The organism is Paenibacillus sp. cl130 (assembly GCF_900116035.1).
GTDB lineage: Bacteria > Bacillota > Bacilli > Paenibacillales > Paenibacillaceae > Paenibacillus > Paenibacillus polymyxa_B.
This window is the reverse complement of record NZ_FOYG01000002.1, coordinates 22,334-44,527: the sequence shown is the minus strand read 5'-3', so window position 1 is coordinate 44,527 and position 22,194 is coordinate 22,334. Positions and strand designations below refer to the sequence as shown.

The 22,194-nt window shown below is 48.4% G+C and carries 19 protein-coding genes; 14 read left to right on the top strand and 5 right to left on the bottom strand.

All coding sequences use genetic code 11. The features are described 5' to 3' along the window. Window positions 1-29: 29 nt before the first annotated feature. The 4 genes from BM358_RS06555 (at window position 30) to BM358_RS06540 (ending at window position 4,544) form a co-directional block, all read left to right on the top strand. Complete coding sequence (locus BM358_RS06555) at window positions 30-1,370, top strand: STM4014 family protein (RefSeq protein WP_028540698.1); 1,341 nt, start codon at window positions 30-32, stop codon at window positions 1,368-1,370. Beyond that, the gene (locus BM358_RS06550; protein WP_028540699.1) at window positions 1,363-2,145 is read left to right on the top strand and encodes an STM4013/SEN3800 family hydrolase; all 783 of its coding nucleotides are present in this window, start codon (window positions 1,363-1,365) and stop codon (window positions 2,143-2,145) included. The genes BM358_RS06555 and BM358_RS06550 overlap by 8 nt, the downstream gene beginning before the upstream one ends. Window positions 2,146-2,214: 69 nt before the next feature. Next, window positions 2,215-3,633, top strand: coding sequence for an STM4012 family radical SAM protein (locus tag BM358_RS06545; protein WP_028540700.1), 1,419 nt, complete (start codon window positions 2,215-2,217; stop codon window positions 3,631-3,633). Next, entirely contained in the window at window positions 3,630-4,544 is a 915-nt protein-coding gene (locus BM358_RS06540) for an STM4011 family radical SAM protein (RefSeq protein WP_049828346.1), read from the top strand. The genes BM358_RS06545 and BM358_RS06540 overlap by 4 nt, the downstream gene beginning before the upstream one ends. A gap of 147 nt (window positions 4,545-4,691) precedes the next feature. Here BM358_RS06540 and BM358_RS06535 read toward each other — a convergent pair whose 3' ends face one another. The 4 genes from BM358_RS06535 to BM358_RS06520 all read right to left on the bottom strand — a co-directional run bounded on the left by BM358_RS06535 (window position 4,692) and on the right by BM358_RS06520 (window position 6,970). After that, window positions 4,692-4,970, bottom strand: a complete 279-nt coding sequence (locus BM358_RS06535) for a YxcD family protein (RefSeq protein WP_013310599.1) — start codon at window positions 4,968-4,970, stop codon at window positions 4,692-4,694. A gap of 3 nt (window positions 4,971-4,973) precedes the next feature. Further along, the gene (locus BM358_RS06530; RefSeq protein WP_023989057.1) at window positions 4,974-5,429 is read right to left on the bottom strand and encodes a hypothetical protein; all 456 of its coding nucleotides are present in this window, start codon (window positions 5,427-5,429) and stop codon (window positions 4,974-4,976) included. A 154-nt stretch (window positions 5,430-5,583) separates the two neighbouring features. Continuing rightward, entirely contained in the window at window positions 5,584-6,156 is a 573-nt protein-coding gene (locus BM358_RS06525) for a PadR family transcriptional regulator (RefSeq protein ID WP_028540701.1), read from the bottom strand. A gap of 250 nt (window positions 6,157-6,406) precedes the next feature. Continuing rightward, window positions 6,407-6,970: a beta-class carbonic anhydrase gene (locus BM358_RS06520; RefSeq protein WP_023989055.1), complete on the bottom strand. Its 564-nt coding sequence runs from the start codon at window positions 6,968-6,970 to the stop codon at window positions 6,407-6,409. Between the two features lie 173 nt (window positions 6,971-7,143). Here BM358_RS06520 and BM358_RS06515 point away from each other — a divergent pair, with 173 nt between their 5' ends. From BM358_RS06515 to BM358_RS06495, 5 genes are all read left to right on the top strand, one after another. Continuing rightward, on the top strand, window positions 7,144-8,661 hold the full coding sequence (locus BM358_RS06515) for a carboxypeptidase M32 (protein ID WP_028540702.1): 1,518 nt from the start codon (window positions 7,144-7,146) through the stop codon (window positions 8,659-8,661). A 146-nt stretch (window positions 8,662-8,807) separates the two neighbouring features. Next, the gene (locus tag BM358_RS06510; protein ID WP_028540703.1) at window positions 8,808-9,899 is read left to right on the top strand and encodes an ABC transporter substrate-binding protein; all 1,092 of its coding nucleotides are present in this window, start codon (window positions 8,808-8,810) and stop codon (window positions 9,897-9,899) included. Then, window positions 9,896-10,708, top strand: a complete 813-nt coding sequence (locus BM358_RS06505) for an ABC transporter ATP-binding protein (RefSeq protein ID WP_023989052.1) — start codon at window positions 9,896-9,898, stop codon at window positions 10,706-10,708. Before BM358_RS06510 ends, BM358_RS06505 begins: the two co-directional genes overlap by 4 nt. Window positions 10,709-10,716: 8 nt before the next feature. Then, window positions 10,717-11,550: an ABC transporter permease gene (locus BM358_RS06500; protein WP_013310592.1), complete on the top strand. Its 834-nt coding sequence runs from the start codon at window positions 10,717-10,719 to the stop codon at window positions 11,548-11,550. Between the two features lie 117 nt (window positions 11,551-11,667). Further along, window positions 11,668-12,624 carry an aromatic acid exporter family protein gene (locus BM358_RS06495; RefSeq protein ID WP_023989050.1) on the top strand — a complete coding sequence of 319 codons (957 nt, stop codon included), beginning with the start codon at window positions 11,668-11,670 and terminating at the stop codon, window positions 12,622-12,624. A gap of 21 nt (window positions 12,625-12,645) precedes the next feature. Here BM358_RS06495 and BM358_RS06490 read toward each other — a convergent pair whose 3' ends face one another. Further along, complete coding sequence (locus tag BM358_RS06490) at window positions 12,646-13,962, bottom strand: amino acid permease (RefSeq protein ID WP_028540704.1); 1,317 nt, start codon at window positions 13,960-13,962, stop codon at window positions 12,646-12,648. A 115-nt stretch (window positions 13,963-14,077) separates the two neighbouring features. Between BM358_RS06490 and BM358_RS06485 the strand changes: the two genes are divergently transcribed. The 5 genes from BM358_RS06485 to mutL all read left to right on the top strand — a co-directional run bounded on the left by BM358_RS06485 (window position 14,078) and on the right by mutL (window position 22,194). Continuing rightward, window positions 14,078-14,974 (top strand): LysR family transcriptional regulator, encoded by an 897-nt coding sequence (locus tag BM358_RS06485; protein WP_028540705.1) that lies wholly within the window; start codon window positions 14,078-14,080, stop codon window positions 14,972-14,974. A 126-nt stretch (window positions 14,975-15,100) separates the two neighbouring features. Then, window positions 15,101-15,658 (top strand): outer spore coat protein CotE, encoded by a 558-nt coding sequence (locus BM358_RS06480; RefSeq protein ID WP_013310588.1) that lies wholly within the window; start codon window positions 15,101-15,103, stop codon window positions 15,656-15,658. Between the two features lie 132 nt (window positions 15,659-15,790). Next, the gene (locus BM358_RS06475) at window positions 15,791-17,026 is read left to right on the top strand and encodes a putative amidoligase domain-containing protein (RefSeq protein ID WP_028540706.1); all 1,236 of its coding nucleotides are present in this window, start codon (window positions 15,791-15,793) and stop codon (window positions 17,024-17,026) included. Between the two features lie 110 nt (window positions 17,027-17,136). After that, window positions 17,137-19,956 carry a DNA mismatch repair protein MutS gene (gene mutS / locus BM358_RS06470; RefSeq protein ID WP_028540707.1) on the top strand — a complete coding sequence of 940 codons (2,820 nt, stop codon included), beginning with the start codon at window positions 17,137-17,139 and terminating at the stop codon, window positions 19,954-19,956. A 63-nt stretch (window positions 19,957-20,019) separates the two neighbouring features. Next, window positions 20,020-22,194: a DNA mismatch repair endonuclease MutL gene (gene mutL / locus BM358_RS06465; protein ID WP_028540708.1), complete on the top strand. Its 2,175-nt coding sequence runs from the start codon at window positions 20,020-20,022 to the stop codon at window positions 22,192-22,194.

Sequence of the window (22,194 nt, the reverse complement as noted above, 5' to 3'; positions counted from 1 at the left end):
ATTAAAATGATCTAAAGTGAGGCGGCTCTATGGTTAGGATGTCAGACTGTAATGTCAGCGAGCCGTTTATCTTGTTCGGTAATCCGGGGAATCGTCGAACTACCGGGCTGCAGGAGGCGCGAAGCAGATTAAAGCTTCCGCCCGCTCTGGAGGTTTCCTATAAGAATGTGCTGGAAGCTATTCGGCAGAAACAAGGTCTGAGCGAGCTGATGTTGCGAATAGCTGCACGAGCTACGCAGGATAGCGTGAATGGCAGTTCTTTTGTGCAAGAGAGCATTGATCAGTTACTGGCGGGGCAGATGGACAGTGGTCCGCTGCTTCGTCTGGATGCACCGGGCGAAAACTTTGAGGTAGAGCGTGAGTTGATTGCTCTGGGCGCCTCGGATGTTGAGGGAGACGATTCTCTGTTGCCATGGCCCGAATGGACACAAGGCACAGGTATAGCGGCGGCAGAAGCGCGACGTCTGCAGGAGCAGCACGGTCGTATTTGGCACCCGGCACAATGGTTCCGGGGCTATTGCCGTCTGCTGGCCTGGCTGCGGGATGAAGTGGCTCTGCTCTGGCCCTCGTCACACTGGATGAATGATCCGGCGGAAGTGGCCGTAATGTTCGACAAACGGCGTTGTAGCACCGATTTAGGCAAGGCAGACATAAGGGTCCCGCCAGTACTTGCATCTTCAGGTGGTGCATTTCGTGATGTTGATGATCTGCACACGGCAATGAAGGAGAGCGGGTTTCACCGCGTATTTGTGAAAATATTTTGTGGGTCCGGTGCTTCTGGTGTCATGGCCTATCAGGTACATCCCCATACACACGCGGAACTGGCGGTGACCACGATTGGAACGGAAATCATACACGGACAGCGCGTGTATTATAATGCCGGACGATTACGTCGTTATACGAATAAGCAGGACATTCATGCTATCCTTAACTGGCTATGCCTGGAAGGGGTACATGTGGAGCGCTGGATTCCCAAAGCGACCCTGAACGGGCGTGTTTATGATGTGCGTCAACTCGTGTGCGGATCAGAAGCTTGCCATGCGGTTTTGCGTTTGAGCCACAGCCCCATTACCAATTTGCATTTGCGTAATGAGCGGCTCTCGCTGAAGGAAGCCGGATTACCACAGAGTACGGTGGAATCGGTCCAGCTTACTGCGAAAGCTGCTATGAGTGTTTTTCCGGCGTCCATGGTCGCTGGGCTGGATGTGCTTGTTCCGGCTCATGGGGGTCGTCCCTATGTGTTGGATGTTAATCCGTTCGGTGATTTGCTGTACCGGGTTGAACATCAGGGTTGGAATCCGTATGAATGGGAAATGCAGCACCTCGCTAATAGGAGCGTGGTTAGGGAAAGGAAAGACAGATATGACTGATATGAACCAAATTGTCGGCTCTCATGATATTGTCATGATTACGCTGGATACCCTGCGTTATGATGTAGCAAAGCTGGAGGAAGAGAATTGTCCGAATTTGTGCGGCTCCGGCTCGTGGGAAAAACGCCATACACCGGGTAGCTTTACCTATGCTGCACATCATGCTTTTTTTGGCGGATTTTTGCCGACTCCGGCGAATACGGATAAGACTTCACATATCCGACTGTTTCACACAAAGGATACGGGACTGCGTACGCATCCACATACCTGGCTGTTCGATGCCCCGGATATTGTGTCCGGGCTAGAGGGTGAAGGTTATCGGACCATCTGTATCGGCGGCGTTATTTTTTTCACGAAGAAAAATAAGCTTGCCAAGGTGCTGCCTGGATATTTTCAAGAAAGCTACTGGCGTATGAACTTTGGCGTTACCAACCCCCGTTCGACGGAGAATCAGGTGAATCATGCTCTGAAACTGTTGGGGAATACAGACCCGTCGCAGCGCTTGTTTTTGTTTCTGAATGTATCAGCGATTCATGGGCCTAATCATTATTTTGTGAAAGGCGCAGCTAAAGATTCAGTGGAGTCTCAACGGGCAGCCTTACGGTATGTGGATGGTGAACTTGGACGTTTGTTTGATGCCTTACGAAATCGGGGCAAAACGTTTTGTATGGTTTTTTCCGATCATGGTACAGCTTATGGGGAAGACGGCTATGAAGGACATCGTCTGGCGCATGAGGTAGTCTGGAATGTGCCTTACCGCGAATTTATATTATAGAGCAAATAGAAATATAGATTGCACTGGTAAAATATCAAGAAATCAATCCAGCGCGAGGAAGGAGCAGAAATGAAAGCCATGAATCTGAATCACTCGCATCCAACGGGTGCGGCAGCCCAGGAGATAGATACAAACTTAACACCGTCTAGGTTTCAGTGGCCTGAAACTCCTGTTGAATGGGCACGCACGATCCGTGAAGCTCCCTATCGCTCCTATCTGTACTCTTACCCACATAAAACGGCCTATCGCCCGTTTGATACACCGCTCTCGTTGCAGGAGTTGTGGGAGAAGGAGGAGTTAGAAAGCAATTTTTTGTATATGCATATTCCATTTTGCGCGGCTCGCTGTGGATTTTGTAATCTCTTCACTTTGCCGGACAAGCGTCTGGATGTACATAAGGAGTATGTGGATGCGCTAGAAAGACAAGCCAAGCAATGGGCACCAATTATGGGCCGTCGGCCTTTTTCGCGTTTTGCGATCGGCGGCGGTACACCGACCTTACTGGAGGCTCCTTTGGTGGAGCGTTTGTTTGACATTGCGGAAAATATAATGGGACTGGACCCTAAACGAGCTTCTATTTCGGTGGAAACCTCTCCTGATACTGTGACTGAGGATAGGTTGGAGGTGCTCAAGCGCCGCGGGACAGATCGTGTCAGCATGGGAATTCAGAGCTTTGTGGAATCAGAAAGTGCCGCCATATACCGACCTCAGAAGCCAAAACTTGTTAGAGAAGCACTTGAGCGGCTGGTGGAATACAACTTTCCTTTGCTGAACGTGGATCTGATCTATGGCCTGCCTGGTCAAACGGTGGAAACCTGGCTGTATTCTTTAGAGGAAGCACTGTCTTACTCGCCAGGAGAGATTTTTCTTTACCCGTTATATATTCGAGAAAATACGATTTTAAAGCCAGGCTATACCGGGCTGGATCATGATATTCGCCTTACTTTGTATGAAGTGGCGCGTGAACGGCTCAAACAGGCAGGATATGTACAATATTCCATGCGCCGTTTTGCTAAAAATGATGGTATATCCAGCAAAGAGCTTTTGCCCTATAGTTGTCAGGAGGAAGGTATGGCCGGTCTTGGGTGTGGTGCACGCTCCTATACACGCAATGTCCACTATGCTAGCCGTTATGGTGTTAGTGCAGCAGCTACGCGTAGTATTATCGCAGATTATGTTGCTGCGGAACGTCATGATCTGGCTGACTACGGCTTTATTTTAAATGTGGATGAGAGTAAGCGACGCTTTATCTTAAAGGCGCTTCTTCATCGTGAAGGTTTGGAGCTATCGGCCTATGCAGAGCGCTTCGGTGTATCCCTGTCGGACGATTTTACAGGAATGTCGTTGCTGCTGGAATCTGGTATGGCTGTCGTCGAGGAGGGTACGCTGCGACTTACAGAGGAAGGAATGGCCTATTCCGATGCGATTGGGGACTGGATGATCTCCACGTCAGTACGTGAGCGCATGGAAGGATATGTAGGCGCATGAGAGCGACCTTATATTATCGTGGTTCGTTGACCTCTTGCAACTATGCTTGTCCTTACTGCCCGTTCAGTAAAAACGTTGATAGTCGGGAAACGTTGAACAAGGATCGGGCCCAGTTGGAACGGTTTGCTGATTGGGTACGGGAACAGGGCGCTTTGGGGCATCGTCTCTCTATTTTTTTTAATCCGTATGGAGAAGCCTTAATTCATTCCTGGTATCGCAAGACCATGATTGAGTTTTCCCACATGGCGCATGTGGAAAAAGTGGCGGTACAGACGAATCTATCGACTAAGCTGGATTGGACGCAAGAACTGAACCCGGAGACTGCTGCGCTGTGGGCTACATATCACCCTGGAGAGACGAAAGAGCAAGTTTTTATATCGCAGGCTATAAAGCTATATGAACTTGGTATTTCCTATAGTGTCGGTACCGTCGGGTTAAGACAGGCATTTCCGGCTATTCGTTCCTTGCGATCGCAACTTCCAAGGGATGTTTATTTGTGGATCAACGCCTACAAGGATCGTCCACATTATTATACAGATGCTGAGGTTGCTGAATTAACTGCGATAGACCCCTATTTTCAATGGAATTTAAAGGATTATAGCAGTCAGGGGCGGGGATGTCGCGCCGGTGAAGATGTATTTTATGTCCAGGGTGACGGAAGAGTAAAACACTGCTATCAGGATCGACGGGTGCTTGGACACTTATACAGGGATGGTCTTGAGGGTCTGAGTGGCAAACGTCCGTGCCGAATGAAAGAATGCGGCTGCTATATAGGCTATATTCATATGGAAGAGCAGCCGTTTCGGGAAATGTACGGTAGTGGCTTACTCGAAAGGGTGCCGCGGGTACAGGTAGCTCCGGTTCCATCATTTGGCAGACAGGCTATTCATAGAGCAAATGAATCCATATAGCAAGGGACGTCCACGTCTATATGTAATACTATAGCACCTTGATCTATTAGAGAAACGAGCAACAAAAAAGAACCGACCTTTGCCCTCAAGCAAAGGTCGGTTCTTCTGTTTTATAATAAGTTTGTGCAACGATCTTATGCGAAATAATCAAGTTTGGACAATAGCAGTAATTTCTTCATCCAGATCCAATCTGATTTGTTCACGATAGGCACGAATATTGTATTCGGAATATAGGTATCTCAGAATTGCTTCAATCATATTGGCTTCCACCAGATATTGACTGCGGCCCTGTACATGGACTTCTGCTGAATAACCTGTATCCTCTTCCCAGCTTAATTCTACTGTCACATCAGTGGGCTGGACACCTTTGCGTTCAGCCATATGCAAGCAAATAGCGTTGACAATCTCATCCATACTCAAAATCATAGCTTAGTAACGTCCTCCGCGGGAATCATCTGGTCTGCGACGATTTTTAATAGCACGGTAGATACCTACTCCAGCCATGATCAGGACATAAATGGCGAGAACGTTAACGGCAAGGCCAAGCAAGCTGCCTAATGCGCCCATGTTACCGAACAATCCACCGAAGAGCATACCTGCCAAACCGCCCAGCATCATACCTTTCAGGAATCCGCCGCCACCGCCAAGGAATCCACCAGTTCTGCTTGTATTACCGGCAGTTGCCCCTGACTTGGTTCCGCTATCTGACTTATTGATGCCATTGCTGTCATTCGCCTTGCTTGGTGTAGATTGGTACGATTTAGGCCCGGATTTAAACCCGCCGCCTCGCCTTGCGTCAGCTGTAGATGGTGCGATCATAGCAATGAATAGGGTAAAAGCCATCATCAGCATCATCATATTTTTCAAAGTGAATGTTTTTTTCATGTAAATATAATCCCCCTTAGTAAATTGTTTTATAGGTCAAACAACCGCTTACTAGTAATACGAATGGCATGGAAAAGGGTTTCAAAGAATTTTAATTTTTAAAAAATTAAATAATAACGTTCCTTAAATCCTATGCATGGATTAGCAAAAGCATTCAGCTTTGCGGCTTAAGTGCAAACGGATTAGTGTCCACACTGACATCACCGGCAAGCAGCATGTGCAGAACCATTTGGCACCATTCCAGACCTGCTTTAGCATTCAAAAGCCCTTTTTGTACTAAAATATAGTCACCAAAGTTTTTACTGCCAAAATGTAAATTCTCTGCGGGAATGTTGTTCAGAATATCCTCTAGATGCTGGATTTTCTGAATAAAATGACGTTTGCGTTCCTCCAGCATACGATTGGCACTACTTTTGTCTGTCAACCAAAGACAGAACAGTCGAAGACTTAATTCATCCCGTGTAACCGGAGCAGCTAACGCTTCCTGGGACCATTGCTGAAGCATATGGATTCCCTTGTCGGTAATGGTATACATTTTCTTATCAGGCTTGTCGGACTGCTGAATCCAACGGGAGGCTAGTAGTTCCTTGCCCTCCATACGGGCCAGTAGCGGATAGATCTGACTGTGCTTGGCCTGCCAAAAAGGCTGGATACGCAACATCAGATCATAGCCGGAGGATTCCTCTCTTGCGAGAAGCCCCAACAGACCATACGATAGTAAATTCATAGATCTTATCTCCTTCATCCATCATAGTAACGGTTGTAACAGCACTGCGGCAGGTATTCTGCAGCTTCATGAAAAGTGTACACTGAAACTGTATGGTTTGACAACTTTCAGACAGGTCGTTCACAGGTTAGCCAAAATTGGCTCCTGTCATTTTCCACGTATATGCGCTTTTTTTCATAAAAAAGGGTAGTTTAAGCTCGTATGTACGAGCTTAAACTACCTGGTAACTTTCTGCCGAAGCGTATCCTATTTACTGTTCATTCCCGTCAACGACAAGCGTTAACGCTCCTGTATCTGGATGAATAACCATGCCGTGAACGGGGGCATTAGGGGGGAGAAGCGGGTGATTTTTAATAAGCTTCACGGTAGTTTTTACCCCTTCTTCAATGTTGTCAAAACCTTTCAACCATTTATTTAGCTTAATTCCTGAATTTTCTAATGTATTCAGCACTTCCTGAGAAATTCCGCGATCGAGCATTTCATTGACCATGTGGTCTGCATTTAATGCAGCCATGCCGCATTCATAATGGCCCACGACCACTACTTCGTCTGCTCCCAGCTCATACAGGGCGACTAGTACACTGCGCATTACGCTTCCAAAGGGCTGTGAAATAATCGCACCCGCATTTTTGATGATTTTCACATCACCATTACGCAGGTTCATGGCTTTAGGGAGTAACTCTGTTAGCCGTGTATCCATACAGGTGATAATGACCATTTTTTTATTGGGGAACTTGCCCGTTCTATAGGCCTCGTATTCTTTGTTTTCTACGAAAACACGATTGTACTCTAAAATGTCTTTGATGTGATCCACGATTGTTCCCTCCAGGTTCTTATAAAGTTTGATATGTACAGCCCAACGTTTATTTCAGGTCTTAGGAGCTGGTCGTACATGTTGTGTGTTGATTATACTTTTTAATATAAGTATCATCAAGTATAGGTATTGTAAAGTTTTAACCATTTTAAGTTAAAGAGGTGACCTCAAATATGGCGCAACAGACGTTGGATCAATTGACGGCTTTAAAGGAGCTTGCACACAAAATTAGTAGTTATGGCGAAGCAGTAGGTCTGCTGCACTGGGATTTACGGACTGGTGCCCCGCGAAAGGGCGTTGACATTCGGTCGGAGACGTTAGGTATGCTGTCCACTGAAATGTTCAAGCTGATGATCTCGGATGAAATGGGACAATTGCTGCAATTTTTTGCCCCAGAAGACAAGCTGAAGCAACTGGAGGACAATGATCGCAGATTGGTGGAGGAATGCCGTAAAAATTATGAACTGAATCGTTCGGTTCCGGCAGACCGATATCGGCAGTATAGCATTCTTGCAGCACAGGCAGAGAGCAAGTGGGAGGACGCAAAGGAACATAGCGATTTTGCCGGATTTGAACCGTACTTGTCTAAAATCGTCGACATGAAGCGTGAGTTTATCGGCTACTGGGGTGTTAAGGATACAGAGTATGACACGCTTTTGGATCAATATGAGCCGGGGATGACGGTTGAAAAGCTGGATGCTGTGTTTGATCGTCTCAAAAAGCGCCTTGTGCCCCTATTGTCTAAAATTCAGGCTTCATCGAACCAGCCGGATAAGAGCTTTTTAGATGGTGTGTTTGATGTGAAGCAGCAGGAGAAGTTCAGCCTGTTCATTTTAGGACAGATGGGGTATGACTTTGACGCAGGTCGTTTGGATGAGAGTGTACATCCTTTCGCAACAGGATTAAATCCAGGTGATGTGCGTATAACAACTCATTATCTGCAAGATGATGTAACCAGCGCTATTTTCAGTTCGTTGCATGAAGGAGGCCATGCGCTGTACGAACAAAATATTGCTCCAGAGCTAGCAGGATCACTACTGTCTGGAGGAACCTCTATGGGGATTCATGAATCCCAGTCGCGCTTGTGGGAAAATAAAATCGGACGCAGTCGTGCTTTTTGGGATCGGTATTACGATGATTTGCAACAGCATTTTCCTGATCGTTTGGCGAAGGTTACGGCAGAGCAATTCTACCGGGCAGTCAACCGTGTGGAAAATTCACTGATTCGTATTGAAGCGGATGAGCTAACATATAATTTACATATCATTATCCGTTATGAAATTGAAAAAATGCTGTTTAATGAAAAGCTGGATGTGAAGCGTCTCCCCGAGGTGTGGAATGCGAAATATAAGGACTACCTGGGGCTTCTACCACCGAATGACGGACTGGGCGTACTTCAAGACGTTCACTGGTCCGGTGGTGATTTTGGTTATTTTGCTTCCTACTCGCTTGGCAATATGTATGCAGCGCAAATTTTGGCGACATTACGCAAAGAGTTGCCCAATCTGGATGAATTAATTGCTGCTGGGGAACTTGAGCCGATCAAGCAATGGCTGACCGAACGTATTTACCGTTACGGCAAGAGTCGGACGCCATCCGAGTTGATTGTAGCCATTACAGGTGAGGAGCTGAACCCGGATTATCTCGCCGACTATCTGGAAGAGAAATATACCTCCATATACAAGCTGTAATTTAGAAACTATAAAATAATCATATATGCATCTACCCCGCGTTCCTAGGCGAACGCGGTTTTTTTTTGTGCGATTAACCATTATAACGACAGTCGCATAACAATATATGAAGTCAACCGATGTAAAAAAGTGGGGAGGGAACAAGGATGAAAAACGGCGCTCGTTTCAAAGCTGTGGTGGCTGCGGCACTACTCGGATTACTGTTGCTCAGTGGGTGCACCCCTAAAGGAGGGGAGCAGACGATTGAGATCAGACTGGGCGAGGTAGCCCGTACGGTCTTTTATGCGCCGCAGTATGTAGCCTTGAGCCAGGGGATGTTTGCTCAGGAGGGACTGGATGTCCAACTCGCAACGATTCCCGGGGGTGACAAGGCGATGACGGCGTTATTGTCCAATCAGGCGGATATCGCGCTGATCGGCGCGGAAACATCTATTTATGTGTATCAGCAAGGAGCAGAGGACCCTATCATTAATTTTGCCCAACTGACACAGAAGGATGGTACCTTTTTATTTGCCCGTCAAACGCAGGATAGCTTTGAATGGGAAAAGCTGAGAGGACAAAACTTTTTGGGGCAACGCAAGGGCGGAATGCCGCAAATGTCACTTGAATTTACGCTTCGCAAACACGGCATTGATCCTCATAAGGATCTGAAGCTGATTCAAAATATTGATTTTGCTAATGTTGCCTCTGCTTTCGGCTCCGGTACAGGGGATTATGTGCAGCTGTTTGAGCCACAGGCATCTATTTTTGAAAAGGAAGGCCGTGGACGGGTAGTTGCCTCTATCGGTGTGGAGAGCGGCGAGTTGCCGTATACGGTATATATGGCTAAGCAAAGCTACCTGAACACAAATAGCGAGGCTGCACAGAAATTTACAAATGCTGTATATCGGGCACAACAGTGGATTGCTACGCATTCACCTGAACAGATTGCTGAAGCAATCACGCCCTATTTTAAAGATACAGATTTAGCTGTTTTGACGAGTAGTATCAAACGATATAAGGAACAGAGTACCTATGCTTTGAACCCGATGATTGAGGAAAAGGAATGGAAGAACTTACAGGATGTCATGACCTCGGCAGGGGAGCTTAAAAGTCCGGTTGTACTAGATAAGCTAGTGAACCCAAGCTTTGCACAACAAGCGATTTCATCAAACTCTACCGGGAATACTGAACCGCCTGTGAAAAAGAGCACAACTGAATCTACGGATGCAGGTGTCGGTGCTGGAGGTTCGTCATGATGGAGGAACGGAGTGGCCTCACTTCGGACGCGACCATCCCGATGGTGAGAATGGAGAAAGTGACGCATGTCTATGTAACGGATCGTGAAGCTTCGCTGGCGGTTGAGAATATTGATTTTTCTGTAGAGACAGGGGAGTTTGTCAGTTTGGTTGGTCCAAGCGGCTGCGGCAAAACGACGATCCTGTCCATGATCGCGGGGCTACTGCGTCCAGCGGCAGGCCAAGTCATGCTGCAAGGTCAGCCGGTAAGTGGTCCGAGTCCAGAGGTCGGTTACATGCTGCAGCAGGATTATCTGTTCCCGTGGCGGACGATAATGGATAACGCATTGTTGGGTTTGGAGCTAGGCAATAGAGTGGATGAAGCTGCGCGTGAGCGGACACGGCTGTTGCTGGAAGGCATGGGTCTAGGAGGGAAGGAGCATCTGCATCCGTCCCAGCTGTCTGGGGGAATGCGTCAGCGCGTGGCGCTGGTACGGACGCTGGCGACCAATCCGGGGCTGCTGCTGCTGGATGAGCCTTTCTCCGCGCTGGATTATCAAACCAAGCTACAGCTGGAAGATCTGATTGCGGAAACCTTGCGCGAGCGGAGAAAGACGGCTATTTTAGTCACACATGATTTGGCCGAGGCCATTGCGGTCAGTGACCGGATTATAGTGATGGGTCGAAATCCTGGTCATGTCCGACGTACCTTCGAGATTCCGGATTGCATCCGAAAAGCTCAGCCTTTTTATGCACGCGAGCAGCCGGGTTTTAATGAGCTTTTTCATGAAATATGGGGTGAACTGGAGGCTTCGGGAGCAAAGGAGTGAGTTAACGTATGAAGGACGAAGCGGATCAGCTTGAGCAACGTTGGATTCAAGGACTACATCAGGCGTATTTACGCAGCAGGCGTTCGCAGCGATGGTTAGTGACAGGTGTACAGACAGCTATTTTACTGCTTTTGTTTGTGCTATGGGAAATTGCAGGCCGTTTGAAGTGGATTGATGTACTGTTGTTCAGCTATCCGAGCAAAATTTTCACCCAGATCGGTAAGGATGCGGTCAGTGGTGAATTATGGGGACATGTAGGTGTCACCGTGGGAGAAACGATGGCGGGGTTTTTACTCGGTACACTGTTAGGTACGTTGCTGGCTGTACTTATTTGGTGGTCACCGTTTTTGTCGAGGGTGCTTGATCCCTATATGGTCGTGTTCAACAGTATGCCTAAGGTGGCGCTAGGTCCAATTTTTATCGTCATGTTTGGGGCGGGATTTACTGCTATCCTAATGACAACCCTCTCCATTACGGTCATTATTACGACACTAGTCGTATACAACAGCTTTCAGGAAGTTGATTCGAATCTGATCAAAGTGGTTCGTACGTTTGGCGGATCACGCCGGGATACGTTTCAAAAGGTGATTTTACCTGCATCCTTTCCTGCAATCGTCTCTACGCTGAAAGTGAATGTCGGTATGGCATGGGTTGGCGTGATAGTTGGTGAATTTCTGGTGGCCAAAAACGGCTTAGGCTATTTGATTATCTATGGTTTTCAGGTGTTCAATTTCACGCTGGTTATGTCCAGTTTGTTGATCATTGCTGTCGTAGCTACACTGATGTATCAGGCGGTCGTGTATGTGGAGCATCGTCTGCTTTCCGGTCGTCCTCATCGGTAATAATAAAATTTCTGAACATTTGTGTAAAACGTGAAAATAAAGTACCATGAAAATGAAATACTTAATATTCATTAAAATGTGGAAACAGATTTCATCTAGAGAGGACAGAATTTTTTCATGGGCTTTCGTACGATTAAAACGGCTATCGCCGCATTAATGGCCGTACTTATTGCGGAGGGTTTTGGCATTCATGGAGCCACCTCAGCAGGGCTTTTAGCGATTTTGGGGGTGGATGTCACACGCAAGAGAAGTCTCCGTACCATTTCGGCGAGATTTTTTGCATCCGTCGTGGGGCTTCTTTTTGCTTGTGTTTTGTTTGTGGTATTCGGATTTCATGATTGGGTACTAGCATTATATATTTTAACGGCGTTTCCAGTCATTGTACGGGTGGGCTTTAAAGAAGGAATCGTCACCGGCTCGGTCGTGGTTTTTCGCGTATTCAGCGGCGGCGTGATTGATATGGAAGTACTGCTGACCCAGCTAGCTCTGCTAGTGATTGGACTGGGTTCCGCGATGATTGTCAACTTAGCCTATATGCCGGGTTCTGATAATACAATGCAACAAATTCGGCAGGAGGTGGATCGGACATTTTCTGTTATATTCAGAAATATGGCCAATACGCTACGTAGTCCAGCATACATATGGGATGGCAAGGAAGTTATTGAAGCGAACAGCGTGATAGCCAAAGGGGTTACGGAGGCAGGGCGTTCCTTGGAAAATCAGATGCTTCGTCCCCAAGAGGGCTGGAACGTGTATTTTTATATGCGAAAAGAACAACTGGATTCGATCCAAAACATGATGCAGTTGATCGCACAAATGTATCAGCATATGCCGCAGGCCAAGCTGCTGGCCGAGCTGTTCGACCAGCTTAGCAATGACGTTTTGGCTGGACATTATACAGGACAGACTGAGAAGCTGCTGGAGCAGGTTCGTGAAGAATTTAAAGCAATGGAGCTTCCCGCAACCCGGGAGGAATTTGAGATTCGTTCGGCATTATTGCAGCTTACACATGAGCTTCATCAGTATTTGAAAATTGCGAAAAAGGACAAGGCCCCTACTCCAGTGAAAAATTAGAGTAAAGGCCTTAAGCGGCTACTATCCATGACGGACAGTAGCCTTTTCTTGTTCAGTGATGGTAGAAGTCGGATGACTCAAAGTCCGTTTGTGCCGAATTCGGTCTGTGATCCATAAGACAGCGGTGATCAGGCAAGGGTACAGCATAGCCCATCCGACAAAGGGGAAAACGATCGCCGTAGAGATGAACGATATCCAACTAATGGCAACGCCCCAGCGACTACCACGCAGAAGCTTAATTCCTGCTGCACAACCGCCTAGATAGGTCAGAATAAAGGTGGCGTTCGGGAACTGGATCAGGTTAGTGAGTGAAACAGTACCACTACTGTACAACACCATAATGATCACGAAGCAGACGCTAAGAAAAGCAATGCCCCCGATAGGGGTATGGAATCGTTGGGATAACATGCCCATCCAGCGAAAGGCCTGTCCTTGCCGGGATAAAGCATAAGCGACACGTGAAGCGGCACCAACATAAGCAATAATAGTAGCGGTACAAATAAAGATACCCGTCAAGCCTGCAATTATCGCGCCCCATGGCCCGATAGCCCGACTAATCACCCATACGAGCGAAGCATCCGAATCCCCTGCAAGGTAACTTTGTGTGCCCACAGTAGCCAGCGCAGTTAAGAAATAAAGCAAACCAACAATGACGGCTGCAATGGTCACGCCTTTAACGGCTGCTCTCTGGGGATTGGTGAATTCCTCTGACATATGGGACACAGCCTCCCAACCGATGAAGCACCAGAACAGAATCGCGGCCGCTTGACCGACAGGGAACCAGCCATGTGGAACAAACGGGGTGAAATGGACTGTTTCCATCTGAGGAAGTGCTGCGGCAATGGCGAATATGAGGACGGCAACGATAGCTATGACGACAGCGATCTGAATACGTCCCGCGACCTTCATGCCGATCCAGTTGATGATCAGGCCCACCGCCAACATAGCAGCGGCTAACATCATGCGGCTTTCATCTCCCCAGCCCATGGCTGCGGTCATATAGCCGGCTCCAGTGAGTGCGGCAACAGGTGCCCCAATCGGAACCGACATGAGAAAAAACCACCCGATATAAGCACCAGCACGTGGTGAAAAGGCCAACGTGACAAAATGCGATACCCCTCCCGCATTCGGAAATTTGGCGGATAGAAGACCCATGGAAAGTGCCATTGGCAGGATGAGCAGGGTCATAAAGCCCCATGCCAGCAGCGATGCCGGTCCCGCCATTTGGGCGGCAAGTCCAGGCACAATCAATATCCCTGAACCCAGTACAGCTCCGATATAGAGTGCAATGGCCTGTGGAAGACCAATGGTGGATTGAAGTTTACTTTCATTTGTCATGCAGAAAAGCCTTCTTTCTCTTGTTATTTTCTCCAGCTTATCAGATAATCAATCTATCGGAAAAACGGAATATAACGATTGCTTGCATCGGAAAAACCGATTGAAGGAGCGGAATATGGAATCGCGGCATTTGTTTACCTTTTTAAATGTAGTTGAGGCAGGCAGTTTTACGCGAGCAGCGCGTATACTGGATTATGCACAGTCGAGTATCACTGCTCAAATTCAAGCGCTAGAGACAGAGTTGGGTACGCCGCTTTTTGATCGCATTGGCAAAAAAATCATGCTGACGGATGCTGGACGACGTCTGCTGCCCTATGCGCAGGAAATTTCCAAGATGCATGCTATGGCTAAGGATGCACTTCGTTCAGAAACGGAATTGGCGGGCACGCTGAAAATAGGAGCACCAGAGTCTCTGGCCGCTTTTCGTCTACCGAGTCTGATCCGTGAGTACAGGGAACGGTATCCGAAGGTTAAAATTGTTCTTAAACCCGGCGAATGCTGGGAATTACGCGATTTGATCCGCTCCGGTGAGCTGGATTTGGCTTTTTTGCTTCAGCCTGAGACGGAGGATAGAGAACTGAATGTCACCACGCTTATTCATGAGCCGATGGCCTTGGTTGCTCCACTTAAGCATTCGCTGGTTACCTATACCCGGGTAGAGCCTGCTGACTTGAAAGACGAAACCATTTTGCATACGGAGGCAGGATGTACGTACCGTATCCTTTTTGAGCAGTATTTGAATAAACACGGTATTTTTTCAGACCCTAGCCTGGAATTTTGGAGTATTGAAGCCATCAAGCAGTGTGTCATGGCTGGATTGGGTATCGCGCTGCTTCCGCTGGTAACGGTACAAAACGAGCTGCGAGAAGGTAAAATGGCGCGTTTAGCCTGGGATGACAGTGAACAGCAGGTGGCTACTCAGGTCGCCTATCACACGAAAAAGTGGAAATCCCCGGCTCTTAGTGAATTTTTACAGATCGTTGAGCAGCATGTAACACATTGGCGTGCATGAGTTCAAGCCATCGCGGCATATGCTTATACAAATAATATTTTTTCCTTTTCGCCTATTCACTCAACATTCGCCCACAACCTGCATACATATGTATGGAATGATTGATTGTATGGAGGAGGTTCAAGAATGGCATTAAGTCATAAAAATCGTAGAGAGATTATTACCAAAGCGATCTGTGGTAAAGGTCGCAGATTCTCTACCGTAACCCATACCGTAACTCCGCCGAATAATCCGACGAGCATTTTAGGGGCATGGATTATTAACCACCAGTATGAAGCTGTGGCGGCGGGGGACGGCATTGAGGTCGTCGGGACGTATGATATCAATATTTGGTACTCATACGATAAAAACTCGCAGACCGATGTGGCCAAGGAAACGGTGTCGTACGTGGAAAATGTGCCGCTCTCGTATCTTGATCCGAAGCACCGGGCGTCTACAGTGGAAGTATCCGCCGAAGCTACACAGGAGCCGAGTTGCGTCGAGGCCAGTGTGTCTTCTGGAGGTGGCAGCGTAATGATCCGGGTCGAGCGGGAATTTGCGGTGGAGCTGGTGGCGGAAACGAAGATTGTTGTAGAAGTATTCCCGAATGGTAGCAGCGATGATTTTGACAAAGACTTTGATTTTGGAGCGGAAGAGGGGGACTATGAGGAGCTCGACCCCGACCTCATTGACGACGAGCTCTGACAGAAGTAACCAAAAAGAGGGCCGCTTTACTCTTTGCGCCGGCTGATTCTGCGCAGGGGGCAAAGGCCCTCCTTTTTTGTTATTGTGGGTTGAAATTGGGTTGAAATCCGTACGTAGTCCGTAGGGGGGAATATGATGCAGCAGCCGAGACAGGCGCTCATACGCTTCAGACAGATGCCAAATGATGAAAAAAAGCGTAGACTGGAGCGTTCAGGCATAGCGGTGCAGTGGATGGATAGCAGTATAGCAGATTTTGCGATAGGCTACGCGGTGCAAATCCATCTACTGCGAGTGTTGGAAATTAGTAGACGTGCCATCGAAGGCCCTTCCAAAGTCCGCGCATACGATCTGTCTGAACTGGATCAACATTCACCGCTCTATGTCCGGATGGAGCGGCTGGCTGTACGAGCGTTGTACACACTGGGTTTGGACAGTGGTGAGGTGGTACTGACGCCGCTGGGGGAGCGCAGCTGTCAGGTGCGCGAAATCTCGGCACAGCCATGGCTGAACGATAGACGTTTGGCCACGTTATATGAAATTGCTGCGCGCGAAGGGGATGTTGAGAGTGAGAATCTTTCAGCGCAACGAGGAAGAGATCGACTGCTCATCGGAATGGACCCTGAATTTGTGCTGGTTCGTATGCCCGAGGGACGGGTCGTTCCGGCCTCAAGATATTTGGGTCGTCTCGGCATAGCCGGCTGCGATGCTGTTACTCGTCGAGGACGAACACTGTATCCAGTCGCTGAGCTTCGCCCTGCGCCGAGTGGAGATCCGGCCCATCTGCTGAAGCACCTGCGTCAAGCTTTTGCAACAGCAGCCCGGCGCATTGCCGACCGCACACTCATCTGGCAGGCAGGGGGGATGCCGCAACCGGGTTTTCCGCTGGGCGGACATCTGCATTTCAGCGGGGTTTCGCTAAACGGTGCCTTGCTTCGGGCACTAGATAACTATTTGGCACTGCCTTTGGCGCTACTGGAAGACAAGCGTGCGGCTCGACGCAGACCGCATTATGGCAATTTAGGTGATTTTCGCCGTCAGTCGTATGGAGGCTTTGAATATCGTACACTGCCCAGTTTTCTTATCTCGCCACAGCTGGCGAAAGGTGTGATTGGAATGGCGTTTCTCATTGCCTCTCAATATCCGCGTTTGCAACGTAGGCCGCTGGGTGAGGAGGAGGCTCACAGAGCCTTTTATGAAGGAAATCAACTTGTCCTTAAAGAGTATATGGAACCTCTTATTTTGGACATGGTTTCACTGGAAATATACTCGCAATATGAAGCTTATGTAGCGCCATTGCTGGACAGCCTCCGCAAGGGGAAACAGTGGGATGAATCACGGGATTTGCGCCCGTATTGGAAGCTTACGTAAAATGAAGTGTCGACACCAGGAATGGTTTCATGTTATCGACTGTCATTTTTGATATAATGAGAGATAATTATAAGTTTAAACGGAACAAAGTGTGGGGGTTAGTAAACGGTATGTCCAAATATACACCGATGATAGAGCAATATTTATCCATAAAAGAGCAGGCCAAAGATGCATTTTTGTTTTTCCGCCTGGGAGATTTTTACGAGATGTTTTTCGATGATGCAATTCTTGCATCCAAGGAGCTGGAAATTACACTTACGGGTCGTGAGGGTGGCGCCACGGAAAAAATTCCGATGTGCGGCGTGCCTTATCATTCAGCGGAAAATTACATACAGCGCCTCATTGAGAAGGGTTATAAAGTGGCCATCTGTGAGCAAATGGAGGAAGCCTCAGCTACGAAGGGGATGGTGCGGCGGGATATTGTCCGCGTTGTGACCCCGGGTACGGTAATGGAAGGCAAGGTGCTGGGTGACAAATCCAACAACTATATGGTATGTGTCACAGAGACGGACGGGATGCTGGCACTTGCGGCGTGCGACTTGTCAACAGGTGAATTGTATGTGACCTCTGTGCCTGATTCGAAAGAATGGCTACTAGATGAAATTAACATTTATGAGCCTTCCGAAATGTTGGGGGATGGTCATCTGCTCGATTTTGTGACATCCCGTATGTCCCCCGTTGGACGGCGCGTTGTGTATACGGCTTGGGACAAATCCAAGGATGATCTGGTTCGGGATCAATTTGGCGAAGCCACATGGGCAAGGCTTACGGAGGAACGTAGACGGTGCGTATCGCGCCTGATTTCCTATTTGAATGAAACGCAAAAAAGATCGTTAGGCCAATTGACCCAAATCTCGGTATATGAGCCAAACCATTTTATGATTCTGGATCCATTTACCCGCAGGAATCTGGAACTGGTGGAGACGGTACGTGAACGCTCAAAGAAAGGCTCGCTGCTGTGGCTGTTGGATCGCACAGAGACTTCCATGGGAGCGCGTCTGTTGCGTCGTTGGATTGACAAGCCGCTGTTGAGCAGCAATCTTATTGAGGAGCGCTTGGAGGCGGTGGACAAGCTATACCACCAATTTATTTTCCGAGAGGATGTACGTGCTCAGCTTAAAGAGATTTACGATCTGGAGCGTCTAGTTGGGCGGATCGCCTTTGGTAGTGCTAATGCACGTGATCTGATCGCTCTCAAGCTGTCGCTGGCCCGAATTCCGTCTTTACGCGAATTGTGCGCTGAATCTCCTTCGAAGACGCTGAGACGAATTGCACAAACGCTGGATAGCTGTACAGACCTGTGTGCGTTGATTGAGGAAGCGGTGGCGGATGAACCGCCGATTTCCGTAAGGGATGGAGGTCTTATTAAGGAAGGCTACCATCAGCGTCTGGACGAACTGCGCGAGGCGAGTGTGAACGGTAAGCGTTGGATCGCTGAGCTAGAGGCCAAGGAACGTGCAGCAACCGGCATTCGGTCACTTAAGATTGGATACAACAAAGTATTTGGTTATTATATCGAGGTGACCAAATCCAATTTGGCTTCATTACCAGAAGGTCGATATGAACGCAAACAGACGTTGGCGAATGCGGAACGGTATATTACACCGGAGTTGAAGGAAAAGGAATCTCTAATTCTGGAAGCCGAGGATAAAATGGTTGATCTGGAGTACACGCTTTTCTCCGAGCTTCGCAGTAAACTGAACGCTGAAATTCCACGTTTGCAAAAGCTGGCAGAACAAGTGGCTGAAATTGACGTGTATCAGTCGCTGGCTTCGGTTAGCTCGGAACGGGGATTCGTGAAACCTGAGCTGACTACAGGATATGATTTCGTAGTGGAGCAGGGTCGCCATCCCGTGGTGGAAGCTGTAATGAAAGATGGCGGTTTTATCGCAAACAGCACGGTGTTGGAGGAAGCCGATGCGCATATTCTACTTATCACTGGGCCGAACATGGCTGGGAAAAGTACGTATATGCGTCAGGTTGCACTTATTGCAATTATGGCTCAAATTGGCTGCTTTGTCCCTGCTGCACGTGCCAAGGTGCCAATGCTGGATCGCATTTTCACACGGATCGGCGCGGCGGATGATCTCATCGGCGGGCAGAGTACGTTTATGGTCGAAATGGCAGATATCCAAGTAATGACGGACAAGGCAACTCCGCGAAGCTTGATCATTATTGATGAACTGGGACGAGGTACGTCCACCAGTGAAGGAATGGCAATTGCACAGGCAGTCATCGAATTTGTCCATGACACGATTGGCTGTAAGGCGCTGGTATCCACGCATTTCCATGAGCTGGCACATTTGGAGCAAGGCCTGTCTTCGCTGCGAAATTACTCTATGGCCGTGCAGGAAAGCGGCGACAAGGTGAATTTCTTGCGCAAGCTCATACCGGGAGCGGCTAGCAGTAGCTATGGTATTTATTGTGCTCGGCTTGCAGGTTTGCCCAATAACATTATTGAGCGAGCGAATGGACTGCTGAATGGTTTTGAACAGGCAGCGGCTCAAGTAACGGCAGGTACCGAGACAGTAGTAGGAGGGAAGGAAGGGACTGATCTTCGTACAGTTTCAGGGACAGAAGATATTTCTTCTTTGACCGAATATAATTCAGGCCAGACATTGCGAGAAAGCGGAGAAACTGCATCATCAGCTCAGTCTTTATCACAGCAGGCCACCCTGGTAAAAGAAGATACTCTGCAGACGGTGGAAACTTCCAGCACGTTGGAGCAAGGAGCAACCGAAGTGGTACAGCTGTCCATTTTCGGAGAGCAGGAGCTTGCCGCCTCCAAGCCACACGCAGAGACAGTAGAGGCTAATCCGATTGTGCGCCAAATTTTGCGCAAGGTGAAAAATGCTGATGTCATGAATATGACTCCTTTACAGGCAATGCAGCTATTAAATGATCTTAAAAACAAGGCCAATGGCCTGTAGTTAAAATAAGTGACATTATTCTTATTTTTCATCACACTTTGAAGTCAGGAGGAGGTTAAAAGGATGTCTAAAATTCGGGTACTGGATGAACATATTGCGAACCAGATTGCTGCCGGTGAGGTCGTAGAACGTCCAGCCTCCGTCGTGAAGGAGCTGGTGGAAAATGCGATTGATGCAGGCGGCACGCGGGTGGACGTATGGGTAGAAGAGGGCGGCCTGCAAAGTATCCGGGTGACGGATAATGGAAGTGGCATTGAGCCAGAAGATGTGGAAACGGCATTCTATCGGCACGCGACAAGCAAAATTGGACATGGTCGCGACCTGTTTCAGATCACAAGTCTCGGCTTCCGAGGAGAGGCGTTGCCAAGTATTGCGGCTGTATCGAAAGTAGAGTTGCTTACAGCAGCCGGAGATGACGGACGTGCCCGTAAATTAGTGATTGAGGGCGGTAAGCTGTTGCTTCACGAGGATGCTGCTAGTAGACAAGGGACGGATTTTACCGTACGGGAGCTGTTTTATAATACACCTGCACGGCTGAAATATATGAAAACAATCCAGACCGAGCTGGGACACATTTCGGATGTATTGTATCGAATGGCGCTTTCGCATCCAGAAGTAGCCTTCACATTGCGGCATAATGGCAATACATTGCTGCAAACGCTGGGTAATGGTGATTTGCTGCAGGTGATTGCCGCTATTTACGGAACTTCTGCTGCGAAATCCATGCTGCTGCTGGAAGGAGAGAGCCTCGATTACCGAATTAGCGGCTATGTCAGCCGTCCAGAGTGGACGAGATCAAATCGAAATGCGATCTCGACGGTAGTGAATGGACGTTTTGTGCGAAGCTACGGGCTTAATCAGGCGTTGCTCAAGGCGTATCATACCTTGTTGCCGATCAATCGTTTTCCGCTGGCTGTGATCCAACTGGAAATGCATCCTTCTTTGGTGGATGTTAACGTTCATCCCGCCAAGCTGGAGGTAAGGTTCAGCAAAGAAACTGAACTGTTTCAGCTGGTTGAAGATTCGGTAAAAGCTGTTTTAGGGCAGCAAGTGCTGATTCCGAAGGCAGTCAAGCGCGAGATCGGTGGCAAGGACAGTGGCTCGTTTGTGCAGGAGCAGTTTCACTTCTCGAAGGGAAATAGTGCGGAAGGGGATGCTTCTTCCGGCAAAGACCGGGGGGGAGCACTGCCACTTTCCGTGACTTCGCCGGAGAGCCAGGTACCGCGCCAATCCAATTACTTGAACAGAAACGAAGAGAATAACAGAGGTAGCCAGGAGCGTGAGCAACGTCCGAGCAGGGATAGCCTCTCAGCCATTGGACGGGCAAACAACCTTTCAGGTAAAAGTATTAGTGATGATGAACTGGATGCAGATTTTGTAGAAGAAAACAGCGGGAGTGAAGTTAGATGGGACGTGCCGCTCCCTGATGGAGCGACTGTACAGTCGTCCGAAGGAGATAATGCCGCAATAGGCACATCTTCCTTATACAGTGGAGGGATACAGGAAACGGCTGCTTCTGCTGCTTACCCATCTTCTATGCCGCCGATTGCGGGACACGCTACGGATTCCCGTCATTTCGCGGATCAGAAGCCGCGCCAGCAACGCCTAGATGCCGAGCAATTGGCAGCGGTGTCGGGAGAAGCTCCAGAGTTGCCCACTTTTCCTGAACTGAATTTAATCGGTCAGCACCATGGGACATATCTGATTGCGCAGAACGACCAGGGCTTGTATTTAATTGATCAACATGCCGCGCATGAACGGGTGAATTATGAATTTTATTATGAAAAATTCGGCAATCCTGCGTCAGTATCGCAGGAACTGCTACTGCCAATTACACTGGATTTTACGCCTTCCGAGACGGAAAAGTTGAAAACAAGGCTGCACTGGTTTGAACAGGCGGGGGTGTATTTGGAGCATTTTGGCGGTCAAACCTTCCGTGTCAGCTCTTACCCGTACTGGCTTCCCCAAGGGGAAGAAGCGGATGTCATTGAGGAAATGGCCGGATGGGTGCTGGAGGAAAGAGCCATTGATCTTGCTAAGCTGCGGGAAGCGGCCTCGATCATGTGCTCCTGCCGGGCTTCGATTAAGGCAAACCAGAAGCTGACTGACCAACAGGCTATTGTGCTGCTAGAGCGTTTGGCAGCGTGCAAACAACCATATACTTGCCCTCATGGGCGACCTATTGTGGTTTCCTTTTCCACATATGATTTAGAGAAGCTGTTTAAAAGAGTAATGTAA

Bases quoted from the DNA above. Each gene is read 5' to 3' on its own strand.
- BM358_RS06505 (WP_023989052.1), top strand. From the start codon at position 9,896: ATGATGGAGGAACGGAGTGGCCTCACTTCGGACGCGACCATCCCGATG.
- BM358_RS06495 (WP_023989050.1), top strand. From the start codon at position 11,668: ATGGGCTTTCGTACGATTAAAACGGCTATCGCCGCATTAATGGCCGTA.
- BM358_RS06555 (WP_028540698.1), top strand. From the start codon at position 30: ATGGTTAGGATGTCAGACTGTAATGTCAGCGAGCCGTTTATCTTGTTC.
- BM358_RS06475 (WP_028540706.1), top strand. From the start codon at position 15,791: ATGATGCAGCAGCCGAGACAGGCGCTCATACGCTTCAGACAGATGCCA.
- BM358_RS06540 (WP_049828346.1), top strand. From the start codon at position 3,630: ATGAGAGCGACCTTATATTATCGTGGTTCGTTGACCTCTTGCAACTAT.
- BM358_RS06515 (WP_028540702.1), top strand. From the start codon at position 7,144: ATGGCGCAACAGACGTTGGATCAATTGACGGCTTTAAAGGAGCTTGCA.
- BM358_RS06525 (WP_028540701.1), bottom strand. From the start codon at position 6,156: ATGAATTTACTATCGTATGGTCTGTTGGGGCTTCTCGCAAGAGAGGAA.
- BM358_RS06490 (WP_028540704.1), bottom strand. From the start codon at position 13,962: ATGACAAATGAAAGTAAACTTCAATCCACCATTGGTCTTCCACAGGCC.
- mutS (WP_028540707.1), top strand. From the start codon at position 17,137: ATGTCCAAATATACACCGATGATAGAGCAATATTTATCCATAAAAGAG.
- BM358_RS06480 (WP_013310588.1), top strand. From the start codon at position 15,101: ATGGCATTAAGTCATAAAAATCGTAGAGAGATTATTACCAAAGCGATC.
- BM358_RS06535 (WP_013310599.1), bottom strand. From the start codon at position 4,970: ATGATTTTGAGTATGGATGAGATTGTCAACGCTATTTGCTTGCATATG.
- BM358_RS06550 (WP_028540699.1), top strand. From the start codon at position 1,363: ATGACTGATATGAACCAAATTGTCGGCTCTCATGATATTGTCATGATT.
- mutL (WP_028540708.1), top strand. From the start codon at position 20,020: ATGTCTAAAATTCGGGTACTGGATGAACATATTGCGAACCAGATTGCT.
- BM358_RS06545 (WP_028540700.1), top strand. From the start codon at position 2,215: ATGAAAGCCATGAATCTGAATCACTCGCATCCAACGGGTGCGGCAGCC.
- BM358_RS06500 (WP_013310592.1), top strand. From the start codon at position 10,717: ATGAAGGACGAAGCGGATCAGCTTGAGCAACGTTGGATTCAAGGACTA.
- BM358_RS06530 (WP_023989057.1), bottom strand. From the start codon at position 5,429: ATGAAAAAAACATTCACTTTGAAAAATATGATGATGCTGATGATGGCT.
- BM358_RS06485 (WP_028540705.1), top strand. From the start codon at position 14,078: ATGGAATCGCGGCATTTGTTTACCTTTTTAAATGTAGTTGAGGCAGGC.
- BM358_RS06510 (WP_028540703.1), top strand. From the start codon at position 8,808: ATGAAAAACGGCGCTCGTTTCAAAGCTGTGGTGGCTGCGGCACTACTC.